This is a genomic window from Streptomyces sp. P9-2 (genome assembly GCF_051903975.1).
Taxonomy (GTDB): Bacteria; Actinomycetota; Actinomycetes; order Streptomycetales; family Streptomycetaceae; genus Streptomyces; species Streptomyces cellulosae.
In genome coordinates, this window is record NZ_CP192633.1 from 2,877,339 (window position 1) to 2,903,809 (window position 26,471).

The window sequence follows — 26,471 nt, forward strand, 5'->3', positions numbered from 1 at the left end:
CTCACGTCCGCCGCGCGTGCAGCAGCAGGATCGACGCGAGCGACGGCGCCGCGCAGGCCAGCCGGTCCACCGGCCGCAGCAGCCGCGGCACCCCGTGGAACGGCGCCCCCTCCAGCCCTACGACGGTGAAGCCGGACGCGGCGACGAACTCCCGCAGCGCGCGGGCGGTGTAGAGCCGCAGATGCCCGACGACCTCCGTGCCCGGCCGGCCGTGGATGCCGCGCAAACTCACCTCGGAGAAGACGGGCTGCACCCCGGCGAGCAGCAGGGCGCGGTTGTACCAGGCCGCCAAGTTCGGTGTGGACAGCATGAGATGACCGCCGGGCCGCAGCACGCGGCGGATCTCGTCGAGCGCCGCGTCCGGGTCGACGAGATGCTCCAGCACCTCGCTGAACAGCACGGCGTCCGCCGACTCCGACGCGAACGGCAGGCCGTGGTCGCCGAGTTCACCGCGCACCGCGTACGGCAGCCGGGTGCGCGCCCGGGTGAGGGCGTCCTGCGACCAGTCGACGCCGACCAGCCGATGGCCGCGCAGCAGTGGTGCGGAGGTGGCGGCCGCGGTGCCGTCTCCGCAGCCGATGTCCAGGACCGTGCGCGGACCCGAGACGCCCGCCGGGCCCAGGGCGCGGGCCAGCACGCGGGCCTGGCGCAGACTCCGGGAGGGCCCCGAGGCGACGGGCACGGCGGGGTTCTCGTAGAAGTCGCGCAGCTCGGGCGGCGGGGATGCGGTGGTGGTCACTCAGGTCGCCTCCGTGGTCCGCAGGTGGTGCGCGAAGAGGTCGCGCAGATGGGCCCCGTCCGCGTCCCCGAGCAGGGCGCTCGACCAGCGCAGGGCCAGATGCAGCCGGCCCGCCGTGGACGCGGTGGTGAAGGTCAGCCCGCGCGGCATCCGGGCGGGCGCCGAGAACCACACGGCTTGCGCCCGGCCCGCGTCCTCCCCGAAGTCCAGCGGGTACGGGACGCGGCCGATGTTGCTGAGCAGCGTGGTCGACGTCCACGGTGCCGCCGCCCTCCGCACCGCCCGGGTCAGCGCGGCACGGCAGACGACCGGCGCCCAGGGCGCCGTCAGCAGCGCCGCGCCGTGCCCCAACTGGGGGCGGGGGAGGGCCTTCAGGGCGCGGGTGCGCAGAGCGGTACGGCGCAGCAGCTCCGGCACCGCGTCCGGGCTTGGTTCCTCCGGTGCGAAGGCCACGTCCACCAGGCGGGTGCCGTTGCCGATCGGCATGCCGGTGTCCCGGGGGCGGTCGTCCACCGGCATGGTGATCCGCAGCGGGCGGCCGTGGCCGGCGCCCCGCTCCCGGTTCCACTGCGCCACGGTCAGGGCGGTGGCAGCCATCAGCTGGTCGTTCACCGTGTACGGGGCGCCTTGCGGACGGCGTGGCAACGGCAGCTCCGTGACGATCAGCCCGTTCCCGGGCGCCGGACCGGGCGTGCCGCGTGCCACCCGGGCGGGCCGCGCCCACGGGGACGGGGTGTCCGACGGGACGGGCGGCGCGTCCGGGGGCCGGCCGGGCGGGGCGGCCGGCTCGTTGTCCCGCCCGCCGTACAGCTCGGCGGCGGTGGCGAGGACGCGCAGGCAGGCGGGGCCGTCCATGGCGGTGTGGTGGACGGTGAGGAGGAGGGCGGTGCCCTCGGCGGTGGCTACGGCCTCCAGCCGGACCGGCGGTGACACGGTGAGCGGGGGTGCCACGCGCAGTGCGCGAATGCGGGCGTCCCGAAGGGCGTGCTCGCCCGGCACCGGGAAGGTCACGGGCTCCCCGTCCGGCCCGTCGGTCACCTCCCACTCGTACCGCCGCCGGTACCAGCGGGTGGGCGCCTCGCGGACGAGGCTCCTCGGGTGCCGGCGCAGGGCTTCCGCGAACGCCTTGCGCAGGCGCCCTGGGTCCAGGCCGCCGGGGAGGTGCACCTCGATGTGCACGGTTTCCGGTTCCTGGTGCTGGAGACAGTGGCGGGAGATCTCGTCGACGACGGGGAAGGGGAGGCGGGGGTTCACGCCCTGACGGGCGGGAGCGGTCATGCGGGGCCTCCCGCGCGGGGGGCTGTGGGGCCTTCGGCCCCGGGGGTGGCGGGGCCGCCGGCCCAGGGAGCCGCGGGGCCTGCGAGGCCCGGACCTGCGAGGTCCAGGCCCCTCGGGCCGTCGGCCCCCGGGCAGGTGTGCGCACTCACGCGGGACCTCCCGTGCCGGAGGGTGTGGGGCCTCCGCCCCCTGGGCGCGCGGGCCCTGTCGGCCCCCGCCCTCTCCGGCCGTCCCGCGACGGCAGCGGCGGCAGGAACGGGCGTACCCGGGCCGCCGGGGGCGGTGAGGATGCGGGGCGGGTCGTGGTGGCGGAGTTCGCCAGGGTGGGCAGCGGTGCCGTGGCTGCCGGGGCGCCGGGCTGGTGACCGGCGCCGCGCGGCCCGGTGCCACGCTCACCGCCTGCCGGCGCCTCCGCGTCTCCCTCTCCGGGCCCCGGATCCCCGCCGCCCGCCGCATCGTCCCGCTCCCGGCCCGCTCCCCACGTCACCAGCCCCGCGAACAACCCCGTCAACGCCAGCACCTGGGCCACATGCCCGAACGCCCCCTCGCCCTCATGCACCGCACCGCCCGCGCCCACCGCCGCCGCGATGCCGGCCCCCGCCAGGGCCGCGAAGGCCACCGGGGCCAGCAGGGACCGCCGGCGCCACGCGACCAGCGCCAGCGCAGGCACCAGCAGGGCCCACCAGCCCGCGATCACCACGCCCGTCAGCGTCACCGCCACCGCGCCCAGCCACATCCCAGGCGCCGGGGCCGTCGGTTGCGGCGCGTCCGGGTTCTCCGCACGGCGACGCCACAGCAGCAGGCCCGCCAGGGCCACGATCCCCGCGCCGCTCGCGATCAGTGCGGCGTCGTACGTCGTGGCGGGCTCGTAGACGAGCTTCAGCGTGCCGCCCCCGCCCGCCGGGACCAGCCACCCCTGCTGCCACCCGTCCAGCCGGAGCGGGGTCAGTTCCTTGCCGTCGAGGGTGGCCTTCCAGCCGTCGTTGTGGTTCTCGTGCGTCGTCAGGTACGAGGCGGCGCCCGGGCCGACCAGGACCTCGCGGTGGTCGCCCGTCCAGTCCCGTACGCGCAGGTCGCGTTCGGCGGACGCGCGGTCCGGCACGGTCCCGAGGGTGAGCGTCACCTCGGTCGTGGTGAGCGGGGGCGTGTCGTCCGCCTCGATCTCGTGCGGGCCCGCCGTGAGGTCGAGCCCGGGGACGGTGCGTCCGCCGCGGCACGGCGTCACCTCGACGGGCCGCCGTTCCACCAGGTCCCGGACGCTGCCGCGCACGGCCGTGTCGTACCGCTCGCCGTCCACCGTCAGCGCCGGGCCCTTGCCGCACGCCAGCGAGAAGGCGGGGTCGCCCTTCGGCTGGGGGGTGCGGTACTCGTCGAGTGCCGGGACGTACGCCTCCGTCAGGCCCACCGGGAGCTGCAGGTCCTCGCCCACCGCCGGGTTGTGCACGGTGAGCGGGGCGGTGCGGGTGACCGTGATGTCCAGGCGGTCCGTCGTCATCGGCGGGAACCGCACCCAGCCGTTGTCGTCGACGCCCGCGACCACCGCGCCCGCCGGGGAGGTGATCCGCACCTCGGCCGCCCGCGCCGACAGCCCGCCCGCGGGCGCCAGCACCAGTTCGCCGATCCGCCGCTTCCCCGGCCAGCTCAGCCGTACGGTCGGGTCGCCGCCCGCGATCCACGCGGTGGTGAGGTCCCCGTCGGTGAGGTTCCGCGCGGACAGACCCGCGCCGAGCCGTGCCGTGGAGTCCGCCGTCGCGACGATCCGCCGCCGCTGCCCGGGCGCCACCTCGTACAGCAGCCGGTCCAGCGCCTCGCCCGGCACCGCCACCGCGCGCGCCCGCACCGCGTACGTCCCGGCCTGGCCGGCGTCGACGACCCGGCGCAGCCCCGACTCGCCGCTCGCGAGGGACAGTCCGGTGGGGTCGGCGGCCCGGTGCAGCGACACGACCCGCGCCGGGGCCGCCGTGTCCTCGCCGTCCTCGGGCAGCCGCAGCAGCCGTGTCACCCGCACGCCCGGCAGCTCCACCTCGGAGAACCCGGCGCCGGTGACACCCGGACGCGGGGCGGTCGAGTCGGTGATCGTGAGCTTCGTCCAACGGGTCGGCCCTGCCGGCACGTCGATCCGCTCCCGTTCGCCGTCGACGCGCAGGAACGAGGTCGCGGAGCCGTTCTCCGTCTCCACGCGCACCTCGGTCGGCGCCGCCCGCACCCCGTTCTGGGGGAGCGGGGTGACGCGGATCGAGTCCGGCATGTCGTAGCGGCCGTCGAAGGCGATCCGCAGCCACTGCCCGTCCGGGGTGCCCTCGGAGCCCTCCGCCCAGCCGGTCGCCGGGTCGCCGTCGAAGGCGTGCACCGGGTCGTACTGCGGCAGATGGAACAGCCAGTTGCCGTAGGAGGACGCCGACACCTCGCGTGCGCCGCGCAGTTCGGCCACCGTCTGGTGCTCCTCGCCCGTCGACGGGAGGATCTGCCTCGGTGGTTCGCCCGGATCCTGGGCGGCGTCGGGAGCGTTCCGCTCCTCGGGCGTGTACGTGTACGAGGTGTTGGAGTTGACCAGCCCGAACCGGGTGTCCGCGCGGCGCAGCCCGTCACCGGTCACCTGCACGGCGGGGACGCCCAGGCCCGGATGCGCGTCACCGGTCAGCACGGCGGGACGGCCGCGTAATTCCCGAGCCGGTGGCAGCAGCGACTCGGGCCCGCCCGACACCACGGCCGTGTCGGCCACCGGCAGCAGCTCCGCCTGACCCGGCCGGGGCACGCCCGCGCCCGCCGGACGGTAGATCTCCACCGCGCGCTGCCGTGGATACAGGCCCTCCACCTGGAGCGGGGTGTCCGGGGCGATGACCCCGCCGGTCGTCACCGGACCCAGGCCCTCGACCCGCTCGTACCCGGACTGCTCCAGGGCGCGCTCCACCGTCGCCGTGGGCACCTGGCCGAGCTGGTCCGGGTCGAGGTCGTTGCGGACGACGACGTAGTGCACGCCCGCCCGGCTCAAGTAGTCGGCGAGTCCCGGCACTTCACCGCCGGTGAGCAGCGCCTGCTCCACCGCGTCCAGGGCCCGCCGGTTGCCGGGCGTGCCGAACGGCACGTAGTCGCGCTGCGCCCACGGGGATGCGGCGACCACGTCCAGCGGCTGGTCGACGGTCGATCCCCAGGTGTGGATGCCGTGCGCGGTCGCCGGCACGACCAGGGCGCGCGCGTCCGGCGAGTTCCTCTCCAGCCAGTCGGCCGTCGCCCGCCAGTACGCGGGAATCTCCTGGAACGAGCCGGGACCCAGCACCTTGCCGCTGACGTACGGCCAGGCCAGCCCCGGCAGCACCAGCACCGCCGCGAGCAGCGCCGACGTCCGCGTCCCCGGCCGCCGTCGCGTGCCCCGGCCGGGCACGCCCCGCCCGGCGAGGTGCGCCAGACCGAGGACGAGCGCGAGCGCCGGACCCGTCTGGAACTTGTAGACGTTCCGGAACGGCGACAGCCGGCCGTCCAGCCAGTCCCGCACCGTGGAGTCGAAAGGCCCGCCGGACGCGCCGCCGTACCCGGCGAGCAGCACCAGCACCGCCGCCACCACGGTCAGCACCAGCCAGCGCCGCTCCGGCATGTCCCGCCGGGCCAGACCCGCGAGGCCGAGGCCCGCCGCGCACGCCGAGCAGACGATGACCACGGCCGAGGACGCGACCGCCCAGCCGGCCGGGAGCCACGGCTCGCCGAAGTGCAGGTACGCCACCCAGTTGCCGGCGCCGCGCAGCGCCTCCGTCGCGGCCATGGTGTCGGTGGTGGTGCGCGCGGTCTCGATGTACGGGAGGAAGTTCTCGCCGTGGATGCCGAGGAGCAGCAGGGGGATCCACCACCAGGCGGTCGCCACCGCCACCGCGGGCGCCCACCACGCGATCAGCTTCCACTTCCGCGCACCCGGCGGGCGGGACAGCAGATACAGCCCGACCGGCAGCAACGACGCCAGCGTGGAGGCCGCGTTGACGCCGCCCATGAACGGCACCAGCAGCGCCGACCGCAGCGCCGCGACCCGGGCCGCGTACCGCTGGTCGGCCAGCGGCAGCAGCACCCACAGCATCACGGCGCCGGGCAGCGCGGCGGCCGAGGTGGAGCCGACGACCGCGGTGAACACCGGCCACAGCGCGTACGCCGTCGCCGCGAGAAGGCGGGACGCGCCGCTGCCGACGCGCAGCCGCTCCGCCAGCCGCAGCGCGCCCCAGAACGCGGCCGTCACGATCAGCGACATCCACAGCCGCTCCGCCAGCCACACCGGCAGCCGCACCAGGTCGGCCAGCCAGTAGTACGGCAGCATCGGCCACAGGTAGCCCGTGTACTGGTCGGCGATCCCGCCGAACGAGCCCCGGCTCTGCCACAGCTGCCCCAGGTCGGCGAGGAACCGTCCCGGGTCGACGGTGACGCCGAGCTTCGTGTCGAAGGTCTGCCGCCCCGGCTGGACGGCCAGGAGCATGACGAACACCGCCGCCCAGAAGCCGAGCAGCCAGCGGCGGGGGCGGGGGCCGCGCGGCGGTCCCGACGCGGCGGGTCCGGCCGGGACGGCGGTGGGAGGGGGAGCCTGGACCGTGGTCGTCATGCGGGACACCGCCGGAGGATGAGGAGGAGGTTCCAGGTGGCGAACTCGCGGAGGCCGGGCGCCTTCACCACGGTCTCCGTCAGGAACGGCCAGTAGCGGGAGCGCGCGGAGACGATCCGCACGTCGTCGCGGGCGCGCACCTGGCGCAGGGTGGGGCCGACGTGCACGGCGAACAGGTTCTCGCCGAGGGTGTGCTTCGCGGGCCGGCCGGTGCGGCGCTCGTACCGGGCGCGGGCCCGTCCGGCGCCCAGGTAGTGCCAGGGCGCCCACTCGTGACCGCCCCACGGGGACAGCCAGTTGGTGAACGACACGTAGATCAGCCCGCCCGGACGGGTCACCCGCACCAGCTCGCTGAGGAAGGTCTGCGGATCGGCCACGTGCTCCAGCACGTTGGAGGAGAACGTGACGTCCGCGGCCCCGTCGGCGAGCGGCAGCAGATAGCCGTCCGCGAGCACCGCGCCCTCGGGCGGCTTCTCGCCCAGCTCCCGCGCGTCGGGCTCGCACAGGCAGGCGAGCGCGCCCCGGGCGCGGAACTCGCGGGTGACGTGCCCGCTGCCGCCGCCGATGTCCACGACGACCCGCCCGGCCACCGGCCCGTCGTACGCCTCGACCTGGTCGACGGCGTCGCGGGCGAGCAGGGAGTAACAGGCGTCCGGGTCGTCCTGCTCGCGCAGGAAGGCGCGGAACAGCGCGAGGGAGCGCCGCAGCGACGGATCCTTGCCGGTTCCCGGCAACGCGCCGGTGCCTCCCGGTCGGAGGGAACGTCTCACCGTGCGGCCTCCCGGGCGACCGCCCGGAACTGGCGCACGGTGTGCTCCCACCGGTAGCGGGCGGCGACGTCGCGTGCCGCCTTGCCCATGTGGGCGCGCCGTTCAGGAGCCAGGGTGAGGGAGATCCAGGCGGCGGCGAAGGAGGACTCGCCCCGGGCGAGCACGCCCGTCTCGCCGTCCCGTACGGAGTCGCGCAGTCCGGGCACGTCGAAGGCGACCGCCGGGGTCTCCCGGGCCGCCGCCTCGGTGACGACGAGGCCCCAGCCCTCCACGGCGGAGGGGTGCAGCAGCAGCCAGGCCGCGCACAGCAGCCGGTGCTTCTCGGCCTCGGAGACATGCCCGGTGAACCGGACGCCGGGCCCGGCGAGCCGCTCCAGACGCTCCCGTTCGGGACCGTCGCCGACGATCACCAGGGTGCCGCCGGTGACCGGCCGGACCCGTTCCCACAGCCGCAGCAGCAGGTCGATCCGCTTGTACTCGACGAGCCGGCCCACCGCCACGAACAGCGGATCCGGGGAGCGTTCGGTGCGCGGGCCCGGCTCGGCGACCCCGTTGTGCACCACACGGATGCGGTCCCGGGGTACGCCGATGCGCCGCAGGGCGTGCGCCGTGGACGGGGACACCGCGACGACCAGGCCGTGCCGGTGCGCCCCGGCGAGGGCCCAGTGCTCCAGCTTCCGGCCGAGCCGCGCGGCGGGCGCCAGCGGGCCGCCGAACCGCATCGGCCACAGATCGGTGTGCACATGGTTGACCAGGCACAGGGTGGGTCCGCGGTGCCACAGCGGCGCGAAGTACGGCATGCCGTTGCAGACCTCGACCAGCAGGTCGCAGTCGCCGACCTGCCGGGCGAACGCGGAACGGGCGCGCAGGTAGTGGTCGTACGGTCCGCCCGCCGACACCACCCGGTAGTCGCGGAAGGCCGCGGGCCCTCCGCACAGCAGGGTGACCTGGTGGCCGCGTCTGGTCAGGCCGTCGGCGAGACGGTCGACCAGCAGCTCGGAGCCGCCGGCGGACGGGCTGCCCAGGTCCCGGTGGGCGAGGAAGACGATCCGGCGCGGATGTGGGGGGAGCGCCGGGGTTCGCTGCCGTGCGCCGGGGAGTTCTGCGCGCAGCGAGGACGGCACGTGCTGGGGCATCGGTGCTCCAACTCGTCTCGGTGTGACTCGGCGTGGGGCGGAACGCGGGGTGGTGCGCAGGGGGTGGGGCGGGGCCGGCGGCCCCGGAGCCGGGGCCCTGAGGAGGACCCCGGGACGTCCTGGGTGGGGGGTGTGGACGGTCTGTGTGCGGGTGGGGATGGCACAGTTTTCGCCCAGGCGTTCCCCACGGCTACTCACCGGCGTGACAATTTCCGGCTTTTCTTACTCGGGAGTCACTTCTTTCGGTGAGGGTCACGCGGACGGGGCGAACGGATCCGGACGCTCCGTCACCTTCCGGCCCCGCGCCAGGAGAACGGCACCGGCCGCGGCGAACAGGCCGCCCGCGGCCGCCGCGCCGAGCGGCGCGGTCTCGCCCAGCAGCCGCAGCCGGGCACCGTCGTCCTTCGCCTGCTCCACGGCGGCCCGCTGGGTCTCCTCGGTGAACGCGATCCTCTCGGCGTCCAGCAGCACCGCCGCGTCCTTCGTCCCGCCCGGGGCGCGCAGCGTCTGCCGCGGTCCGGTCCGTGCGTACAGCACCCGGCCGGTGCGCGGGTCGACGACCAGCTCCACGCCGTGGTTGGCGTACCACTCCTCGGCCGCGACCTGTCCGGCCTCGGGCAGGCCGACGAGGGTGCCGGGCACCAGCCGGGTGCCGGTGCGGGTGGGCGGCACCGACCCGGTGAAGCGGTAGCCGGTGTGGCCCAGGACCTTCTCGGTGCCCCGGTAACGCAGCACGACCGTGTCGCCGAGCGTGTTGTCCCACCACCGGTAGGAGCGTTTCCGCACGTCGAAGGGGAACTTGAGATACGCCTCGCCCTGGATGCGCGGCTTCGCGCCGCAGCACTGCACCGGCTCGGTGGTACGCCGGTCCAGCACCCAGCGGTGCGGGGTGAACGACAGCGCGTCGTGCGGATCGGCGGCCGGCAGCGTCCTGTCGGTGTCGACGGACGTGGTGACGTCCCACACCGCCTTGCCGCTGCGCTCGCTCTCCCGCACGTTCCCCCGCACCCGCTGGGTGACGGTGATGCGCCGGTCCGGCACCGTCTCGGCCTTCTCCAGGTCGAAGACGCTGCCCCGGCCGGTGTAGACGGCGGTGGTGTCGATGTCGGTGGGGTTCACGGCGGCCCGTGGCTGCACGTACCAGGCGAGGAGGGGCGCCAGCACCAGGAGGAAGGTGCCGAGACCCAGCAGGACCAGGGAGAACGGGGAGACTGAACGGCGCATCCGGGCACTCCAGAGGCTCGGTCGGCGGGCCGCTGACGGGCCCCGCCGTACGGGACAGTGCGCGTGCGGGAGTCCCCACCCCCTGGAGCTGGGAACCGTAAGCGCCCCTTGACGGAGTGTCAATGTCGTGCCGAGACTGGGGCACGACGGACAGGGGTGGTCGGTCACGTGGGGTGGGGAACCCTCCCCGACAGAGAGGCTGACCCTGCGATGTCCAGACTGCTCGCCGCCTGCCTGACGGTCGCGCTCGCCGCCGTCCTCGCCGTGGGAACGGCGTACGGCGTCGTGGCCCTGCTCGAGGCCGCCCCCGACCAGCCGAACACGCCACTGATCACCTACGAGCAGGCCGACCAGGGGAGCTGACCCGTGACGGCCTCCCGCACCCTGCCCGCCCGCTCCGCCTGGCACGCCGTACCCCGCCACCAGGTACGCCGGTTCGCCGAGATCGCCCTCGCCGAGGCGCCCGCGCTGGCCGAGGAGATCATGGGCGAGATCCGGCGCGAGTACCCGCATCTACCGGTCGTCCTCGACGACTCCGGCGAGCCCATGGCCCTCATCGGCATCCGCCGCGCCATCGAGGTGTTCGTCCGGCACCTCGCCCACGGCGACCATTCGGTGGGCCGGCCCACCGTGCCGCCCGGCGTCTTCCAGGATTTCGGACGCGGCGAAGGGCTCAACGGGCGCTCCCTGGACGCCCTCCAGGCGACCTACCGGATGGGCGTCCGCATGGCCTGGCGCCGGTTCGCCGAGATCGGCCAGCGCCTCGACATCCCGCCGCCCGCCATGTACGAACTCGTCGACGCCGGCTACGAGTACCTGGACGGGCTGGTCGACCAGTCGGTACGCGGGTACGCCGAGGCGGCCGCGCGTCAGGCGGGGGAGCGGCTGCGGCTGCAGCGGCGGCTGATGGACCTGATGCTCGCCGAGCACCACCGGGGCGACCCGGCCGACGCGCTCGCCGAACGCGCCGCACGCATCGGCTGGCCCGTGCCCGACCGGGTCGTGGCGGGCGTGCTGCTGCGGCCCGCGCGCGAGGCCGTCGCGCCCGCGGTGGGGCAGGGGGTACTGCTCGACATGGAGCACGAGCGGCCCCGCATGGTCGTGCCCGAGCCGGACGCGGCCGGCCGCCCCGAGCTGCTGCACCGGGCGCTCGCCGGCTGGTCCGGGGCGATCGGGCCGCCCGTGCCGGTCACCGAGGCGGCGAAGTCGCTGCGCTGGGCGGAGGCGGCGGTGCGGCTGATGGAGCGGGGGCTGCTGCCGTGCGGGGAGGTGCTGTACTGCACCGAGCACACCGAGGCGCTGGTGCTGCTGCAGCCGGAGGAGCTGATCGACGATCTCGCGCTGCGGTGTCTGGCGCCGCTCGCGCACTGCGCCCCCGCGCATGGGCGGCGGCTGGCGGAGACGCTGCTGGCATGGCTGGAGACGCGCGGCGGGGCGCCGGAGGTGGCGGCGCGGTTGGGGGTGCATCCGCAGACGGTGCGGTACCGGTTGCGGCAGATACGGGAGTTGTTCGGGGGGTCGGTGGACGATCCGGATCGGCGGTTCGAGTTGGAGTTGGTGTTACGGGCGCAGCGGTTGAGGGGGGTGTTGGGGGGCGGGGGTGAGTAGGGGGTTCGCCGCCGGGTGCGGGTGGGCGGGGGCTGGTCGCGCGGTTCCCCGCGCCCATGAGGGGGTGGGTGGTGCGGGGCGTTGGGCCCGTGCGGGTTCGTCGTGGCTGGTCGCGCCGTTCCCCGCGCCCCTTTTGGGGCGTTGCCCCTGGGGTGGGGGATGGCTAGCCTATGTTCGTCATGCCGATCGTTTGTTGGTATATCGAACGCTAGGAGGGGCCGGTCGTGGGACGACTTGTGCCAGCCGTGACCCGGGCTCTCGACATTCTCGAGCTCTTCCTGGACGGGGACGGCACGCTGTCCGCCCCCGACATCGTGCGCAAGCTCCAGTTGCCGCGCACCACCGTCCACGAGCTGGTCACCACGCTCGCCGCCCGCAAGTACGTCGTCCCGGTCGCCGGCCAGCCCGGCCGCTACCGGCTGGGCGTACGGCCGTACCAGCTCGGCGCCCGGTACGCCGAGCACCTGGACCTGGCCGCCGAGGGGCAGCAGGTCGCCCGTTCCGTCGCCGAGACCTGCGACGAGACCGTGCACGTGGCGATCCTGGAGGACACCGACGTCATCTACATCGCCAAGGTGGACTCCACCCACGCGGTGCGGATGGTGTCGGCGGCCGGCCGCCGGCTCCCCGCGCACTGCACCTCCGTCGGCAAGATGCTGCTGGCCTCCCTTCCCGAGCAGGAACTGGCCGCGCGTTTCCCCGACGGCGCGGAGCTGACCGCGATGACCCCGAACAGCATCACCGACCCGGCCGTCCTGCGCGAGACCCTCGCCGAGATCCGTACGCGGGGTGTGGCCGTGGAGAGCCGCGAGTCCAACCCGGACGTGTCCTGCGTCGCCGCCCCGGTGCGCGACCGCACCGGGCAGGTCGTCGCCGCGCTGTCCATTTCCGTACCGATGATCCGCTGGAGCGACGAGCGCCTGGACGAGCTGGAGCAGCTCGCCGTCAAGGGCGCCGCGGACCTCTCCGAGCGGCTGGGCCACAGGAGCATGGCATGACACTCGCGTTCGACGTCGCGGTCCGCGCGGAGGCGGAACTGGGCGAGGGGGCCACCTGGGACCCGGCCACCGGGCGGCTGCTGTGGATCGACATCCTCAACTCCCGGGTGCACACCTACGACCCGGCCACCGGCCGCCGCACCGTGCGCCGTACCGAGCAGCACGTGGGCGCGGCCAAGCCGCGCGTGGGCGGTGGCCTGGTGCTGAACCTGCGGGACGGCGTCGGTCTGCTCGACCCCGACGACACCTTCCGCTGGCTGCACCGCGAGCCGGTCCCGGGCCGCCGCGGCAACGACGCCGCCGTGGCCCCCGACGGCAGCCTCCTCGCGGGCACCATGCGTTACGACGAGGCGCCCGGCGGCGGCACGCTGTCCCGGGTGACCGGGGACGGCCAGGTCACCGTCCTCCTGGACGACGTGACGATCAGCAACGGCACCGGCTGGAGCCCTGACGGCCGGCTGATGTACTACATCGACACGCCCACCCGCCGCGTCGACGTGTTCGACTACGGCGAGGACGGCACGCTTTCGAACCGCCGCCCGCTCGCGGAGATCGAGGAGGGCGCCGGCTTCCCCGACGGCCTCACCGTCGACGCCGACGGCTGTGTGTGGGTGGCCCTGTGGGACGGCGGAGCGGTACGCCGCTACACGCCGTCCGGCGACCTGGACCGGGTGATCGACCTGCCCGTCCCCCGCGTCACCTGCTGCGCCTTCGGCGGCCCCGGCCTCACCGACCTCTACATCACCACGGCCCGGGTGGGCCTCACGGCCCCGCACCCGCTGGCCGGTTCCTTGCTGGTGGTCCCGGGAGCGGGCAAGGGCGTCGCCCAGCCCGCGTTCGCGGGTTAGGGCGGGCCGCAAGAGGCCGGGACGGCGCGGGAGTCCGAATCCCGCGTCCTCACACCCCCGTCCGGTCCAGCCTCCGTACCAGCTCCCGCTCCTGCGTCGTCAGCGGCGCCTCCGTCAGCGGGGGCAGTGGCGGGCCCGCAAGGGCGGCCACAGCTGCCGTCGGGCGGAACATGCGGGTCGGCGGAGTCAGCAGGCTCGTCACGTCCCAGATCACCGACGCCGCCGTGAACGAGCCGGTCGCCGCGCGCATCATGCGGCGGGTGTACGCCGTCACCAGGCGGTCCGCCGGGGAGGGGCGGCCGCCGCCGCGCACGTCCGGGTAGAGCACGTCCTGGCTGACGGCCATGGTCCAGGCCGGTTCCGCCGCCCGCGCGGCGCCCCGCACCACCCGCCGTGCCAGACCGGGCGTCGTCATGCCGCCCCGGGTCAGCTCCCGGCTCAGCACCCGCGCCCCGAACGCGGCCACCGACATGCCGTGCCCGTACGCCGGGTTGAACGTGGCCAGGGCGTCGCCGAGCACCACGAACCGCTCCGGCCACCGCGGCAGCTTCTCCAGATAGCGCCGTACGTTGCTGGTCGAGCGGCTCAGATGCACGTCGCCCAGCGGTTCCGCGCCCGAGATCAGCCGCCCGACGATCGGGTCGGGCAGCGCCAGCGTGTACCGGAGGAACCCCTCCGGGTCGGACGGCGGCTCCCCGCCGCGCGACCCGCCGCAGCTCACCAGCCAGCGGCCGCCCTCCACCGGCATGACCATCGCGCTGCGCGCCGGCCGGGACAGATACGGGTTGGGCTGCACGATCGTCAGCGGGAAGTCCTCCGCACCCTCCGGCACCCGGTAGAGCCGGGTGGCGTTCACCAGCCCCGAGTCCACGGCCCGCTCCCGCACCCCCGTCACGCCGAGCCCGTCGAGCCAGCTCACCACCCGGGTGCCGCGGCCGCTCGCGTCGACGACCAGGTCCGCGTCCAGGCCGACGTCCCCGCCCGGTTCCGCCAGCCGCACCCCGCGCACCTGATCCGCCGTGCCGGTCAGCCCCACCACGGCACCCTTGCGGACCCTCACCGGGGCCCGCTCCAGCACCGCCTCCCGCACCACCCAGTCCAGCAGCGCCCGCGTGCAGGTCAGCATGGACGGTCCTGTGCGCCGCCAGCGCCGCAGCCAGCCCTCGGGGGTGAGCGCCACCATGCCCGAGTTCAGGGGTATCTCGTGGGCCCCGGCCGCCAGCAGGCGTTTGCGCAGTTCCGCGCCCTCCAGCAGCTCCTCCATCGCCCGGAGGCCGCCCGCCATCAGCAGATGCGCGTGCCGCCCCTGGGGCAGCCCCCGGCGGTGCGCCGGACCGTCGGGCAGCTCGTCCCGGTCCACCACGACCACCTCGTCCGCCCCCGCGGCGGACAGGACGGCCGCGGCCAGCATGCCGGACAGTCCGGCACCGATGACGACAGCTCTACGCGACATGGGGCTCCTCGGGTTCGCTCACGGATCCGGAAAGGGAGGACGGTGCCGCGCCGTCGTGCGCGGACGTGCGGGAGGGCGGCCGGTGCAGCGCCTGGGCCAGCTCGACGAGCCCGCCGGTGCCGGACACCTCGGTGGCGTGCAGCCGGTAGCTGCCCGCGCTCTCGGGCGGCTCCTCGCGGGCGGCGGCCCGGCGCGCCGCGTCGGTGAGCATCGCCGCCTCCGCCGCGAGCCGCGCCTGGTGCGGGGGGTGTCCCGCGCGCAGGGCGGAGTCGCGGACCCGTTCCCGGACGCGGTGGTCGAAGTAGGGGGCGAGCACCAGCAGCGCGTCGTGGATGGACACCTCGCGCCACTGCAGCCGCGCCTGCGGCAGCTGCCACCAGCCGGTCGGCGGCTTGGGCGCGGTGGACACCGACCGCACCAGGTCCCACAGCGGCGCCAGCCGCCGGTGGTCGGCCCACGCCCGCCACTGCGCGACCGCGGACGGCAGCAGATACCCGGCGGAGCACAGCAGCGCGGCCAGCGACGCCAGCGGCGGGGCCACCGTGGTGGACAGGAAGTCCAGGTCGCGACCGGCCCAACGGGCGGCCACGGCCACGCACTTGGCCGCCACGAAGCCCACCACGTCGATCAGCGCGCCCGCCATGATCAGCCGCAGCCCGGTGCGCAGCGGCCCCGACACCTCCCGCGCCCACTTCACGCAGACCGCGCACATCACCAGCATCGACGCGGCGTGCCCCAGCAGGTAGAGCAGGATCATCTCCCGCATGAACGGGGTGTCCGCGTAGTAGGTGTCCAGGTCGGTGAGGCGCTCGGTGCGCGCGTCCGCCAGCGCGAACAGCACCACCACGGCGGCCACCAGCATCCCGTAGACGGCCACGCAGCGCAGTACGAGCCGCCGAACCAGCGGGCGCGGGCCGCCCCGCCAGTTGATCAGCAGCACCAGCACCGCGCAGCTGTACGCGCAGATCATGCCGTAGGTCAGCGGGGCCCCGAAGTTGGGGACGCCGGTGAGGGCGTTGACCCGGGCCAGGGTGGCCGGGGCCGCGCACACGAAGACCAGCGCGCCGAGCAGGATCGACACACAGGTGGAGACGGCCAGCGGGTTGCGCAGCGCGCGGCGCGGGCGGCGCACCAGCAGCACCGACGTCATCCCGAACACGAAGGCCGCCAGATACACGACGAGACTCATGCCGGCCGCCTCCTCACCCCTGCGCCCCGGCTCACGCGGTGCCCGCCGTCGGGGTGCCGGTGGGCACGACGGGCACCGGGAGCGGGGGCGCGGGAACGGCGAGCGCGTCGGCGATGCCGACCAGCAGCTCCGGCTCCGGCACCGGCGCGAGCGGACGCGCGCCCGTGCGGGACGGCGGCACGCGCAGTCCCGGGTCGGCCTCCCGCCGTACCGCCGCGGTGATCACGGCGGCCCAGGCGGCGGCCTCGGCGCGCGCCGGGTCGCCCGTGGCCGCCAGCACGCCGGTCCGGGTGCGGTCGAACAGCTCCCGGTCGAGGTAGGCGTCGAGATGGCCGAGGGCGTTGAGAATACTGGTCTGACGCCACATCAGCCGGGCCGCGGGGGAGGCGAACCGGGGCCGGGGCAGCCGCAGCGTCCTGCGGGTCAGCAGGTCGTCCAGCGCCCGCTCCAGCGGCTCGAGGCGGGCGTACGTCCGCCGGGCCCGCCGCGCCTCGGCCACCCGGGGCAGGGTCAGCGGCACCAGCACCCCGACGACCGTGAGCAGCGCCCCGAGTCCTGCGGCGGCCGGGGAGACGGTGGTGCCGAGCGCCGTCCAGTCCCGCCCGGTCCAGCGGGCGGCCACCGCGACCAGCTTGGTCACGCTGTACCCGGCGCCGCAGGCCGCGCCCGCGCCGAGCAGCAGCAGCCCCGCCCGCAGCCCGCCGCGCACCCGGCGCGCCCAGCGCAGCGAGGACACCGCGGTGACGGTGGCCGCGGTGAGGTGCGCCAGCAGGTACAGCACGATCATCTCCGCGATGTACGGCGTCGTCGCGTAGTAGGTGTCCAGATCCGTGCGGCGCTCCACGGGCGCCTCGCCGAGCGCGAACGTGACGGCGATGCCGACCACGACGACGGCGTAGGCGACGATCCAGCGGCGGGCGGTGCAGCGCACCCGGGGCCCGCCCCGCCAGTGCACGATGAGCACCTGCGAGGCGGCGCAGTACCCGGTGATCGCCACATAGGTGAGGGGCGCCGCGAGGTTGGGCACCCCGCCGATCCGGTTGACGGCGCCGACGGTCGGCGGCGCGCCCAGGAAGAAGCACAGCCCGGCCAGGCCGAGCACCGCGCAGATGGCCCGCAGATACGGGTCGCGCCGGTGCCGCAGCAGATCGGGCGCCTTGATCAGCAGCCCGAGCCACAGCACCCCGCAGCTCACGTAGTTGAGCAGGCCGCCCGTCATCTCTTGGTCCCGCGGTAGTTGAGCGCGGCGCCGATCCGGCCGGCGAGGTCCTGCGGGTCGCCCGGCTCGGCGGCGGGCGCGGTGCCGGCCGAGGTGTCCAGCCAGGACCGCAGCCGGCGGCCCATCAGCATGCCGAACTTGTCGGCCTCCTGCTCCTCGGCGAGGCTGAAGTCGGTGCGCGCGGCGACCGGACGCGGCCGGCCCACCGGCGCGGGCTCGTCGGCGGGGCGGCGGTTCATGTGCCACACCTCGTGGCAGAGGATGACGATCTGGTGCCACACGGCGGCGCGTTCGTCCACCACGACGTCGTCGTGGGTGTCGCGCTCCAGCCACAGGCCGCTCGCGGTGTGCGGCGGGAAGGCCGCCCGGTGCACGTGCACCTCGCGCCCCCGCCAGGCGCTCACGGACGCGACCAGCGCCTCGAACAGGACCTCGGGGTCCGCGGGGACCCGCACCCGGATGGGGTCGATGAGGGCGTCAGCGAGGCGACGCATCTCCTTCCTGGTACGCACCGCTGTCTCCCTGTTCCCCTGGGCGTCGATCGGTCACCTGTGCAATATGCCAAGTCGCGTGCCGTTTCGGCCAGATCCGTGGTCCGCGGGATCACTCGGTGACCGCCACGGTGCCGCCGGGCGCCGCGGCGCGGGCGCGGACCTCCCGGATCAGTTCGGGGTGGCACAGGGTGCGGGAGACGGCCCCGATCTCGCGGAGCAGCTCCGTGGTGTCGGCTCCGTGGTCGCTCTCCGCGCCGGGCGGCGCCTCGACGGCGTCGAGGATCACCACGGCCGCCGCCACGGCCCGCGCCCGCTCCGGCGGGCAGCCCAGGTCCAGGGCGGCGGCGTACGAGCGCTCCCGCAGCCGTTCGTCGGTGCGGCGGGCGAGCGGCAGCAGCACGTCCCGGATGAACGTCTCCCGCCGGGTGAGCCGCAGTTCGGGGCTGGCACGCCAGGCGACGGGCAGCCCGGAGCCGTGCACCTGCCGCATCAGCAGGTACAGCGGGCGCAGCCGCTGGTGGGCGAGCCGGATCCGCCAGCGGTCGTGCAGGTACTGGCCCGCGTGCGGGAGGATGAAGCCGACGGCGATGGACACGGCGGACAGACAGGCGAGCGCCGGGGCCACGTGCAGGTTGAGCCAGTCCAGGTCGTTGCCGGTCCAGCGGGCGCCCACGGCGGTGAGCTTGGCCGCGTCGAAGCCCAGGTTGAGGGCGTAGCCGAGGCCGAGGAACTTCAGTCCCCAACGCAGCAGCGCGTCGAGTCCGTCGGTGCGGATCCAGTTCCAGATCAGCTTCGAGGTGATGAGCGCGGCGGTGGTGTGCGCGAGGAGGTAGAGCAGGATCTCCTCGCGCATGAACGGCGTGGTGGCGTAGTAGGTGTCCAGGTCCCGCGTGCGCTCCACGGGCACGTCCGCGAGGGCGAACAGCACCCACAGGGCGACGATCACGCCCCCGTACGCGGTGACCACCAGCCGGGTGGCGCGGCGGGTCGCGGCGGTCCGCTCGGACAGACCGTCACGCCAGGCGATGATCAGCACCAGGCAGGACCCGCAGAACGCGGTGAGCAGGGAGTACACCCAGGGCGCGGAGATGTTGGGCACGCCGGTGACGCGGTTGACCCAGCCGATGGTGGAGGGCGCGACGAACACGAACACCGCGCAGGCGAGCAGCAGCAGCCCGCCGACGGCGCGCAGCAGGGGGTCGCTCCACAGCCGGATGATCGTGGGCACCTTGATGGCCAGGGCGGCGGCCAGCACGCCGGCCGGGACCCACCAGAAGGACGGGTAGAACTCACCGAGGAACGTGGCCGGGCCCATGGCCGCGTCCGCGAACCCCATCGCGCCCCCTCGCTTCCCTCTGCGGCCGGTTGAAGCCTGTTCGAGCCTACGCGGATAGATGTGTCCGCGTCATGCCGTCCCGGTGACGGATGCGCCCTGTTCCGGCCGTCCCCGCCCGCCGTCCGCGCGTGAAGGCCGTGCGCGTTCGTGTCCGGGGCATTGACGCACGAGGGCGTCCCCCATACGGTCCGTTCGAAGTTACGGGCGTCATCCGAGATATCGAACGCACAGGGTTCGTGCACATGATGGGCAGAGGCAGCGCCAGATCGTGGCGGGCGTCGCCCCCACCCGACTCGCCGGCCGGTGACGCTCCCGCAGCAGGACCCGACCCGTCGAAAGGACACGATGCGCACCGCCCGCTTCACCCTGGACCCCGCCTTCACCGTCGGCACGGTCGACCCCCGGCTGTTCGGCTCCTTCGTCGAGCACCTCGGCCGGTGCGTCTACACCGGCGTCTTCGAACCGGGCCACCCCACCGCCGACGCCGACGGCATCCGCGGCGACGTCCTGGACCTGGTCCGCGAACTCGGGGTCACCGCCGTCCGCTACCCCGGCGGCAACTTCGTCTCCGGCTACCGCTGGGAGGACTCCGTCGGCCCCGTCGAGGAGCGCCCGCGCCGCCTGGACCTGGCCTGGCGGTCCACCGAGACCAACCGCTTCGGCCTGTCCGAGTACATCTCCTTCCTGCGGAAGATCGGGCCGCAGGCCGAGCCGATGATGGCCCTCAACCTCGGCACCCGGGGCGTCGCCGAGGCGCTCCAGCTCCAGGAGTACGCCAACCACCCGGGCGGCACCGCCCTGTCCGACCTGCGCGCCGAGCACGGCGACAAGGACCCGTTCGGCATCCGGCTGTGGTGCCTGGGCAACGAGATGGACGGCCCCTGGCAGACCGGCCACAAGACCGCCGCCGAGTACGGCAGGACCGCCGCCGAGACCGCCCGCGCCATGCGCCAGATCGACCCCGGCGTGCAGCTCGTCGCCTGCGGCTCCTCGGGCCGCTCCATGCCGACCTTCGCCGAGTGGGAGGCGACCGTCCTGCAGGAGACGTACGACCTGGTCGACCACATCTCCCTGCACGCCTACTACGAGCCGCTCGACGGCGACGTGGACTCCTTCCTCGCCTCCGCCGTCGACATGGAGAGCTTCATCGAGGACGTGGTCGCCACCTGCGACCACGTCGGGGCCCGGCTGAAGTCCCGGAAGAAGATCAACCTCTCGTTCGACGAGTGGAACGTCTGGTACATGTCCCGCACCGAAGAGCAGGTGAGCGCCCTCGACTGGCCCGAGGCGCCGCGCCTGCTGGAGGACAACTACAGCGTCCTGGACGCGGTCGTCCTCGGCTCCCTGCTGATCGCGCTGCTCCGGCACGCGGACCGGGTCACCGTCGCCTGCCTCGCGCAGCTGGTCAACGTGATCGCCCCGATCATGACCGAGCCGGGCGGCCCGGCCTGGCGGCAGACGACGTTCTTCCCCTTCGCCCAGGCCTCGAAGTACGGCCGCGGCGAGGTCCTCGACGTGCGCGTGGACTCCCCGACGTACGGGACGAAGAAGTACGGGGAGGCGGATCTGCTGCACGCGACCGCGGTGCGGGGCGAGGACGGCACGGTCACCGTGTTCGCCGTCAACCGCTCCCGCACCGAGCCGCTGCCGCTGGACGTCACGCTGAACGGGCTCGGCCTGACGTCGGTCACCGGGCACAGCGTGCTCGCGGACGCCGACCCCGACGCCCGCAACACCCTCGCCGAGCCGGACCGGGTGGTCCCGCACGCGGCCGAGGGCACCACGCTGGACGGCGGCCGCCTCACGGCGGTGCTGGAGCCGCTGTCCTGGAACGTGATCCGGCTGGCGTGACGCGCGCGCGGCGTGACCCGGCGCCCGGTCTCCCGCGCGCCGGTGGGCTCACCTCCCCGGTGGGTCCACCGGCTCGACCGGGACACCGCCGCGCGCCGCGCCCAGCAGCGTCAGCGTGACCTTCCCGGGCCCGGCCGGGGTGGTCCCGTCGGACAGCACCGCCAGCGCCAGGGTGTTGGCGCCGCGGGTGCGCAGGATGCCGTTCGGCAGGGCGAAGGTGTGCTGCGGGCCCACGTCGTTGACGTACTGGCCCAGGTTCCAGCCGTTGAGGAAGACCTGCACCCGGTAGGCGCGCTCCGGGGCGTCCTCCAGGGTGAGCCCGACCGACGCGTCCAGCTCGGGTTCGAAGCCCAGCCGGAACCGGGTGCGGTACCAGGTGACCCCCTGCCGCCGCCGCGCGCGCGGGAACTCCACCACCCGCCAGCCGCGGTCGTCGTGGTCCGGCAGATGCCAGCCGCGCCGCTCCCCGTACAGGCCGCCGTTGTTGAACGGGCCGGTCACCCGCTCCGGGTCGGTGGCGCCCCGCACCCGCCACTCCACGCTGCGGTCGCCGCCCGCGAACTCCACGGCGACCAGCCCGCGCGCGGCCTTGTGCGCGTCCTCCCCGGGCTCCGTGCCGGCGTGCTGCATGGGCCGCACCAGCACCGACAGCACATGCTCGCCGGGGCTCTGCACCGCCCCGGGGACGTCGAAGCGGGCCGTGGCCGTCCAGGTGCCGCGCGCGGCGGTGTCCTCGTCGGGCGCCGGCATACGGTGGGTGCCGAGCGGCCGGCCGTCCATCCAGGCCATCAGCAGCCCCTGGGTGCCGGTGCTGTAGGACAGCGCCACCGACCGGATGCCGCTCAGGTCCTCCAGCCGCCCCCGGTACCAGACGTCGCCGTGGTGGTAGCCGTAGTCGTCCGCGAACAGCACGGGCCCGCCCTCGGGCACCGGCGTGGTGCTGTGCGAGGTGGTGCGGTCGGCGACCGTCCAGGCCGAGTCGTCGAAGTCCGGGTCGGACTCCGGGTTCTCCGTGCGGCACCGCCAGCCGTCCAGCGCGGGCAGCGCCACCGCGCGCACGGCGGGCATCAGCCCCTCCATCACACGGCTGCGGGCGCGCCCCACGTAGGTGGGCACGTGCGCGCCGTTCCAGGTGACCTCGGCGACGCCGCGCGGCCCCCACACCTCCACACCGGTCTCGACGGTGACATCACCCGTCAGATGGAGCGTGGAGCCGCGCAGTTCGGCCGAGCGGAGCAGCGCGGGGCCGTACACCACGAGCGGTCCGGCCGGGGTCTCGTACGTCCACAGGCGCAGCGCGGTCTCGTCGTCGGCGAACAGCAGCACCAGGGGTGTCTCGGAGTCGCCGTCCTTGACCAGCACCCGGCTCAGGCCGCCCACGCCGAGCGGGGAGACGACGTTCAGCCGCTTCCGGTCGTGGTCGTAGGCCCAGGCGGGCTCGGTGTCGGCGCGGTCGGCGCCCGGCTGCTTCTCGCAGTCCAGCGCCACATGGGCGGTCTCCCCGTCGCGGCCGACGAACACGGCCACGTCCTGCCGCCCGGTGGAGACGCAGAGCATCGGCTGGGCGGTGGTGAACGCCAGGGTGCGGTGGCCCAGGCGGAGACGGGAGGCGACCAGTTTGGTGTCGCCCGCGGCCACGGTGACCGGCACCTCGATGCCGGTGTCCGGCAGCAGGGCGCGCACCTCCTCGTCGGTGTCGTTGCGCACCACGAAGAACCGCGCGCCGGTGTCGGGGTTGGCCAGCCGGCGCACCGTCAGCCGGCCGTCCGCGGCGCGCTCCTCCCCGTCCCCGTCCGGTTCCAGCCGGGCCAGGTCGGGCACGGTGCGCACCAGATGGCCGAGCTGCTGGGCGGCGGCCATGTTCGGCGCGGGCTGCCGTCCCTCGTCGAGGACCGCCCCGTGGTCGTACGAGGTGTAGACGCCCGGTCCCGGCAGCCAGCCCCACGACGTCCCGCCGAACCCCATGCCGGTGTGGTGCACGGTGACCCGGTCGGCGAGGGCGGCGAGACGGCGCCGCCGCTCGTGCGTCGCGTCGTGGGTCTTCCGCACCCGCGCGTAGCCCTCGCCGCCGGACAGCGGACCGCCCCAGGCGTCGGCCGCCCCGCCCGCCACGGCGGTGAGGCCGGCCGTGGGCGGCCCGTCGCCGCCGGTCCACCGTTCCCCGTCGAGCACGGGCACGTCGATGCGGTCGGCGCGCGCCTTCGCGAGCAGCCGGGCCCGGTGGGCGCGCGCCGCCGGGTCCCCGGCCGGCACCGGACGCCCGTCCTCGAGGCGGTACAGCAGCACCGTCCCGCCGCCCGCGGTGTACAGGTGCCGTACGGCGATGGCGTCGACGGCGGCGAGCCACGCCTCGGCGTGCCGCAGGTACTCGGGGTCGTCGGTGCGGGCGGAGCCCGGGGCGGCCGTCAGCCAGCCGGGCAGGCCTCCGGCGTCCAGGTCCGCGCCCAGGTAGGGGCCGGGCCGCAGCACCACGTACAGCCGCTCCTCGGCGGCGACCGACAGGAAGCGGTTGAGGTCCCGCACGCCGGTGAAGTCGTGCACGCCGGGCGCGGGGGAGTGGACGTTCCACGGCACGGGCACGTCCACCGCGGTGAAGCCGTGCGCGCGCAGCTTCTGCAGCACGTCCCGCCACAGCGACGGGCTGGGCAGCCGGAACGGGTGGACCTCCGCGGACCACAGCACCAGCCGCCTGCCGTCGACCAGCAGGGAGTGCCGGTCGTACGTGACGTGATGGCGCCGGCCGTCGGCCTCCGGCAGCGGGGGCGGCGGGCCGGTCGGCACGACGCGCGGCCCCCGCGGGCCGGTCGCCGCCCCGCCGCTGCCGGCCAGCGCGAGGCCGAGCGCGGCCGTGCCGGTCAGGGCGGTGAAGGTGCGCCTGCTGAGCTCCAAGGGAGCGCCTCCTGGTCCGTTCCACTAGCGGTGCTGGTGGGTCATTGTCCCCGAACCGGAACGGCCCTCTTCCACGCGGGAGTCCCGGCGCGCCCGTGGCGTCCGCCGGCGGCGTCCGGCCGCGTTCACCGGCGGTATACGGACCGGGAGTGAATGGCCGGAGTTCGCCCTGTCCGGCCGTCGCGGCGCTCCATACGATGCGAGCGCTCCCGGTCTTCACCGCTCCTTCATGCCTCCTCCACGAAGCCGGGGCCGCATGCGTCCGCATGTTTGGCATGTGCATGACGCTTCAACGATCGCACCGCACCAACCCCCCACCCCAAGGACGGAGAACCATGGCTGGAGGCCTGCTCCTCGGCGTCGCGGCGGCCACGCTGCTCGGCGCCGCGCTGCCCGCGCACAACCCGGGGTCCTCTTTCGAGGACCCGCCGCCGGACAAGATCGTCATCAAGGTCGCCACGGTGAACGGCTCGGGATGTCCCGCCGGAACCGCGGCCGTCGCCGTCTCGGCCGACAACACCGCGTTCACCGTGACCTACAGCGACTACCTCGCCCAGGCCGGCGGGAACTCCGACCCCACGGCCGCCCGCAAGAACTGCCAGCTCAGCCTGCTCGTCCATGTCCCGCAGGGCTTCACCTACGCCATCGCCAGCGCCGACTACCGCGGCTTCGCCGCGCTCCAGCCCGGCGCGCGGGGCACCCAGCGGGCCTCGTACTACTTCCAGGGGTCGCCCAACACCGAGTACCGCACCCACCCCTTCGCGGGCCCGTACGACGACAACTGGCAGGCCACCGACGAGACCGACTGGGCGCAGCTCGTCTACGCGCCCTGCGGCGTGCAGCGCAACTTCAACATCAACACCGAGCTGAGAGTCACCGCCGGAAGCGACCCGTCCAAGGTCAGCTTCATGACGATGGACTCCACCGACGGGGACATCAGCACGGTGTACCACCTCGCGTGGAAGGAGTGCCCGGACAGCTGACCGGCCGGCGGGGGCGGACGTCCGCCCGCCCCCGCCCGCCGTCTCCGCCGTACCGTCCGACCACCGGTACCGACCGCGAGCCGGCCGGCCGCAGGCGTCTCAGCCGGCCGCCTGTCCCATCCCCGCCGCGTCCGGCCAGCTCTGCGCCCCCGGCCAGCCCGTCGCCGGGGCCATGGACAGCCCGTCCGTGCCCCGCACCTGGGCGGCCGTCAGCCCGCCGCGCGCCGGGACGCCGGGCGGGGTCGGCCCGGTGGGCGGCGGGACCTGCATCGGCGCGGGTGCGGGCGCGGGTGCCGCGAACGCGGCCGCGGGGGCGAGAGGCTGCGGGGCCGGGGCGGGTTGCGGGGCCGGCTCCGGGTAGGCCGCCGGCTGCGGGAACTGCTGCGGCTGCGGCTGGGGCAGGGGAACCGGCTGGGGCTGGGGCACGGGAACCGGCTGCGGCGCCGGCTGAGGGGCGGGCTGTGGCCGGGGCGCCTCCTGCGGCACGGGCAGGGGCTCCGGCTGCGGCAGCCCCGCCGCGGCCGGCACCGGCATCCCGCCGCCCGGGCCCACCGCGGCGGGGGCGGGCGCGGCGGCGGGGAGCGGCATGCCGGCGCCGGCGGCCTGTGCGAGGCCGCGCGTCCCGGCCCCGTTGGTCTGGCTCACCAGACGGTCCACCGCCGCCGTGCCCGAGCTGTAGGCGGTCCCTGTGGCCTGCTCGGGCACGGCGGCTCCCCTCCTGGACGTCCCGTAGAGCACCTGTTCCAGGCCGGTCACCAGGCGACGGACGTCGACCTGGGGGCGCACCACGAGACGCAGGAAGCGGCTGGACGAACCGATCTTGTTGCCGCACTCACGCACCAGGATCCGGTGCTCGGTGAGCAGCCGGTCCCGCACCACGGTCCCCTCGGCGCCGACGGGCAGGCGCACGAAGAGGAAGTTGCCCTGCGACGGGTAGACCGTGAGGCCGGGCAGCGAGGAGAGCTGGCCGGACATGTCCATCCGGTCGCGGCGCACCTGGTGCAGGCTCTGCGCGTACTCGGCGCCGTGTTCCTTCAGCATGAACACCACGTGCTCGGCGAAGGAGTTGAGGTTCCACTTGGGCAGCATCGAGCGCACCCGCCCCGCGAGCGCCGGGTTGGCGACGAGGTAGCCGAAGCGGATGCCGTGCAGGCCGAAGTTCTTGCCGAGACTGCGCAGCACGATGACGTTGGGGCGCAGCATCGCCTCCTGCACCACGCTCGGCTCGTTCTCGGCGTCGGCGAACTCCAGGAACGACTCGTCGATCACCACGAGGTCCAGATCGGCCATGGCGTCCATGAACTGCACGACCGCGTGCCTGTGCAGGAAGCCGCCGTCGGGGTTGTTCGGGTTGCAGATGACGGCGACCCTGGTGCCGCGGGCGCGGATGAACTCGGCGTACTGCGCGAGGTCCAGGGCGAAGCCGCTGGACTCCTGGAGCGGGAACATGTCGACCCGCTTGCCGGTCTCCATCGGCTGGTCGGTCCAGCGGCCGAACGTCGGCACGGGCACGGCGAGCGACTCGCGCACCAGCAGATGGTCGATCCAGGTGATGAGCTCCGTCGAGCCGTTGCCCATCGCCACGCACTGCGGCGGGAGCTGGAGGAGGCTGCACAGCTCGGCGGTGATGGTGTCCGCGCTGCTCGGGTAGTACGTGATGATGTCGCGCAGCCGGGACGCCATCTCGTCGAACATGGCGGGGGTGGGGAAGTACGGGTTGCACGGAATGCAGAAGTCCACCGGGCCGGCCCCGTCGCTCTCCCTCGCCAGCGCCGCCATCGACGGGCTGTGCGCCGCGGTGCTGCGGAACAACGAGGTGACGTTGTCGGCCAAGGGAACCTCCGAGTGCGGCGGACCCGCCGGGGGCGTGCGGGCCCGTC

The 26,471-nt window shown here is 74.8% G+C and carries 19 protein-coding genes; 6 read left to right on the forward strand and 13 right to left on the reverse strand.

Going from position 1 to position 26,471, the window contains the following annotated elements:
• Position 1: 1 nt before the first annotated feature.
• The 6 genes from ACQY0Z_RS13245 to ACQY0Z_RS13270 all read right to left on the reverse strand — a co-directional run bounded on the left by ACQY0Z_RS13245 (position 2) and on the right by ACQY0Z_RS13270 (position 9,723).
• Positions 2–739, reverse strand: coding sequence for a methyltransferase domain-containing protein (locus ACQY0Z_RS13245; protein WP_439812303.1), 738 nt, complete (start codon positions 737–739; stop codon positions 2–4).
• The gene (locus ACQY0Z_RS13250) at positions 740–2,017 is read right to left on the reverse strand and encodes a condensation protein (RefSeq protein WP_439812304.1); all 1,278 of its coding nucleotides are present in this window, start codon (positions 2,015–2,017) and stop codon (positions 740–742) included. It abuts the gene before it with no gap.
• 145 nt (positions 2,018–2,162) lie between these two features.
• The gene (locus ACQY0Z_RS13255; RefSeq protein WP_439812305.1) at positions 2,163–6,593 is read right to left on the reverse strand and encodes an alpha-(1->3)-arabinofuranosyltransferase domain-containing protein; all 4,431 of its coding nucleotides are present in this window, start codon (positions 6,591–6,593) and stop codon (positions 2,163–2,165) included.
• Positions 6,590–7,363, reverse strand: a complete 774-nt coding sequence (locus ACQY0Z_RS13260; protein ID WP_439812306.1) for a class I SAM-dependent methyltransferase — start codon at positions 7,361–7,363, stop codon at positions 6,590–6,592. Before ACQY0Z_RS13260 ends, ACQY0Z_RS13255 begins: the two co-directional genes overlap by 4 nt.
• On the reverse strand, positions 7,360–8,499 hold the full coding sequence (locus tag ACQY0Z_RS13265) for a glycosyltransferase family 4 protein (protein WP_189901679.1): 1,140 nt from the start codon (positions 8,497–8,499) through the stop codon (positions 7,360–7,362). Before ACQY0Z_RS13265 ends, ACQY0Z_RS13260 begins: the two co-directional genes overlap by 4 nt.
• Before the next feature lie 252 nt (positions 8,500–8,751).
• Entirely contained in the window at positions 8,752–9,723 is a 972-nt protein-coding gene (locus tag ACQY0Z_RS13270) for a DUF3068 domain-containing protein (protein ID WP_189901673.1), read from the reverse strand.
• Positions 9,724–9,933: 210 nt separating this feature from the next.
• Here ACQY0Z_RS13270 and ACQY0Z_RS13275 point away from each other — a divergent pair, with 210 nt between their 5' ends.
• From ACQY0Z_RS13275 to ACQY0Z_RS13290, 4 genes are all read left to right on the forward strand, one after another.
• Complete coding sequence (locus tag ACQY0Z_RS13275; protein ID WP_189901672.1) at positions 9,934–10,086, forward strand: hypothetical protein; 153 nt, start codon at positions 9,934–9,936, stop codon at positions 10,084–10,086.
• A 3-nt stretch (positions 10,087–10,089) separates the two neighbouring features.
• Entirely contained in the window at positions 10,090–11,331 is a 1,242-nt protein-coding gene (locus ACQY0Z_RS13280) for a PucR family transcriptional regulator (protein WP_439812307.1), read from the forward strand.
• A gap of 224 nt (positions 11,332–11,555) precedes the next feature.
• On the forward strand, positions 11,556–12,329 hold the full coding sequence (locus ACQY0Z_RS13285; RefSeq protein WP_189901668.1) for an IclR family transcriptional regulator: 774 nt from the start codon (positions 11,556–11,558) through the stop codon (positions 12,327–12,329).
• Positions 12,326–13,177: an SMP-30/gluconolactonase/LRE family protein gene (locus tag ACQY0Z_RS13290; protein ID WP_439812308.1), complete on the forward strand. Its 852-nt coding sequence runs from the start codon at positions 12,326–12,328 to the stop codon at positions 13,175–13,177. Before ACQY0Z_RS13285 ends, ACQY0Z_RS13290 begins: the two co-directional genes overlap by 4 nt.
• A gap of 49 nt (positions 13,178–13,226) precedes the next feature.
• On the opposite strand, the gene ACQY0Z_RS13295 is transcribed toward ACQY0Z_RS13290, so the two are convergent.
• The 5 genes from ACQY0Z_RS13295 to ACQY0Z_RS13315 all read right to left on the reverse strand — a co-directional run bounded on the left by ACQY0Z_RS13295 (position 13,227) and on the right by ACQY0Z_RS13315 (position 18,868).
• Positions 13,227–14,630, reverse strand: a complete 1,404-nt coding sequence (locus ACQY0Z_RS13295) for an FAD-dependent monooxygenase (protein ID WP_189901663.1) — start codon at positions 14,628–14,630, stop codon at positions 13,227–13,229.
• Complete coding sequence (locus ACQY0Z_RS13300; protein ID WP_381729945.1) at positions 14,620–15,819, reverse strand: MAB_1171c family putative transporter; 1,200 nt, start codon at positions 15,817–15,819, stop codon at positions 14,620–14,622. The genes ACQY0Z_RS13295 and ACQY0Z_RS13300 overlap by 11 nt, the downstream gene beginning before the upstream one ends.
• Positions 15,820–15,850: 31 nt before the next feature.
• Positions 15,851–17,038: an MAB_1171c family putative transporter gene (locus tag ACQY0Z_RS13305; RefSeq protein ID WP_189901659.1), complete on the reverse strand. Its 1,188-nt coding sequence runs from the start codon at positions 17,036–17,038 to the stop codon at positions 15,851–15,853.
• Positions 17,035–17,550: a toxin gene (locus tag ACQY0Z_RS13310; RefSeq protein ID WP_189901657.1), complete on the reverse strand. Its 516-nt coding sequence runs from the start codon at positions 17,548–17,550 to the stop codon at positions 17,035–17,037. The genes ACQY0Z_RS13305 and ACQY0Z_RS13310 overlap by 4 nt, the downstream gene beginning before the upstream one ends.
• Positions 17,551–17,641: 91 nt before the next feature.
• The gene (locus tag ACQY0Z_RS13315; RefSeq protein WP_254587163.1) at positions 17,642–18,868 is read right to left on the reverse strand and encodes a DUF6545 domain-containing protein; all 1,227 of its coding nucleotides are present in this window, start codon (positions 18,866–18,868) and stop codon (positions 17,642–17,644) included.
• 345 nt (positions 18,869–19,213) lie between these two features.
• On the opposite strand from ACQY0Z_RS13315, the gene arfA reads away from it, so the two are divergent.
• On the forward strand, positions 19,214–20,719 hold the full coding sequence (arfA, locus tag ACQY0Z_RS13320) for an arabinosylfuranosidase ArfA (protein ID WP_189901655.1): 1,506 nt from the start codon (positions 19,214–19,216) through the stop codon (positions 20,717–20,719).
• Between the two features lie 48 nt (positions 20,720–20,767).
• Here the strand turns inward: arfA and ACQY0Z_RS13325 are convergent, their stop codons facing one another.
• Complete coding sequence (locus ACQY0Z_RS13325) at positions 20,768–23,608, reverse strand: beta-galactosidase (RefSeq protein WP_439812309.1); 2,841 nt, start codon at positions 23,606–23,608, stop codon at positions 20,768–20,770.
• 335 nt (positions 23,609–23,943) lie between these two features.
• Here ACQY0Z_RS13325 and ACQY0Z_RS13330 point away from each other — a divergent pair, with 335 nt between their 5' ends.
• Entirely contained in the window at positions 23,944–24,591 is a 648-nt protein-coding gene (locus tag ACQY0Z_RS13330; RefSeq protein ID WP_347226789.1) for a DUF4360 domain-containing protein, read from the forward strand.
• Between the two features lie 99 nt (positions 24,592–24,690).
• On the opposite strand, the gene ACQY0Z_RS13335 is transcribed toward ACQY0Z_RS13330, so the two are convergent.
• Positions 24,691–26,424 (reverse strand): pyridoxal phosphate-dependent aminotransferase, encoded by a 1,734-nt coding sequence (locus ACQY0Z_RS13335; RefSeq protein ID WP_439812310.1) that lies wholly within the window; start codon positions 26,422–26,424, stop codon positions 24,691–24,693.
• Positions 26,425–26,471 lie beyond the last annotated feature (47 nt).

What these genes read in the sequence shown, in the direction of transcription:
- ACQY0Z_RS13290 (WP_439812308.1), top strand. Translation starts at nt 12,326, where the DNA reads ATGACACTCGCGTTCGACGTCGCGGTCCGCGCGGAGGCGGAACTGGGC.
- ACQY0Z_RS13255 (WP_439812305.1), bottom strand. Translation starts at nt 6,593, where the DNA reads ATGACGACCACGGTCCAGGCTCCCCCTCCCACCGCCGTCCCGGCCGGA.
- ACQY0Z_RS13315 (WP_254587163.1), bottom strand. Translation starts at nt 18,868, where the DNA reads ATGGGGTTCGCGGACGCGGCCATGGGCCCGGCCACGTTCCTCGGTGAG.
- ACQY0Z_RS13275 (WP_189901672.1), top strand. Translation starts at nt 9,934, where the DNA reads ATGTCCAGACTGCTCGCCGCCTGCCTGACGGTCGCGCTCGCCGCCGTC.
- ACQY0Z_RS13300 (WP_381729945.1), bottom strand. Translation starts at nt 15,819, where the DNA reads ATGAGTCTCGTCGTGTATCTGGCGGCCTTCGTGTTCGGGATGACGTCG.
- ACQY0Z_RS13305 (WP_189901659.1), bottom strand. Translation starts at nt 17,038, where the DNA reads ATGACGGGCGGCCTGCTCAACTACGTGAGCTGCGGGGTGCTGTGGCTC.
- arfA (WP_189901655.1), top strand. Translation starts at nt 19,214, where the DNA reads ATGCGCACCGCCCGCTTCACCCTGGACCCCGCCTTCACCGTCGGCACG.
- ACQY0Z_RS13265 (WP_189901679.1), bottom strand. Translation starts at nt 8,499, where the DNA reads ATGCCCCAGCACGTGCCGTCCTCGCTGCGCGCAGAACTCCCCGGCGCA.
- ACQY0Z_RS13270 (WP_189901673.1), bottom strand. Translation starts at nt 9,723, where the DNA reads ATGCGCCGTTCAGTCTCCCCGTTCTCCCTGGTCCTGCTGGGTCTCGGC.
- ACQY0Z_RS13295 (WP_189901663.1), bottom strand. Translation starts at nt 14,630, where the DNA reads ATGTCGCGTAGAGCTGTCGTCATCGGTGCCGGACTGTCCGGCATGCTG.
- ACQY0Z_RS13250 (WP_439812304.1), bottom strand. Translation starts at nt 2,017, where the DNA reads ATGACCGCTCCCGCCCGTCAGGGCGTGAACCCCCGCCTCCCCTTCCCC.
- ACQY0Z_RS13330 (WP_347226789.1), top strand. Translation starts at nt 23,944, where the DNA reads ATGGCTGGAGGCCTGCTCCTCGGCGTCGCGGCGGCCACGCTGCTCGGC.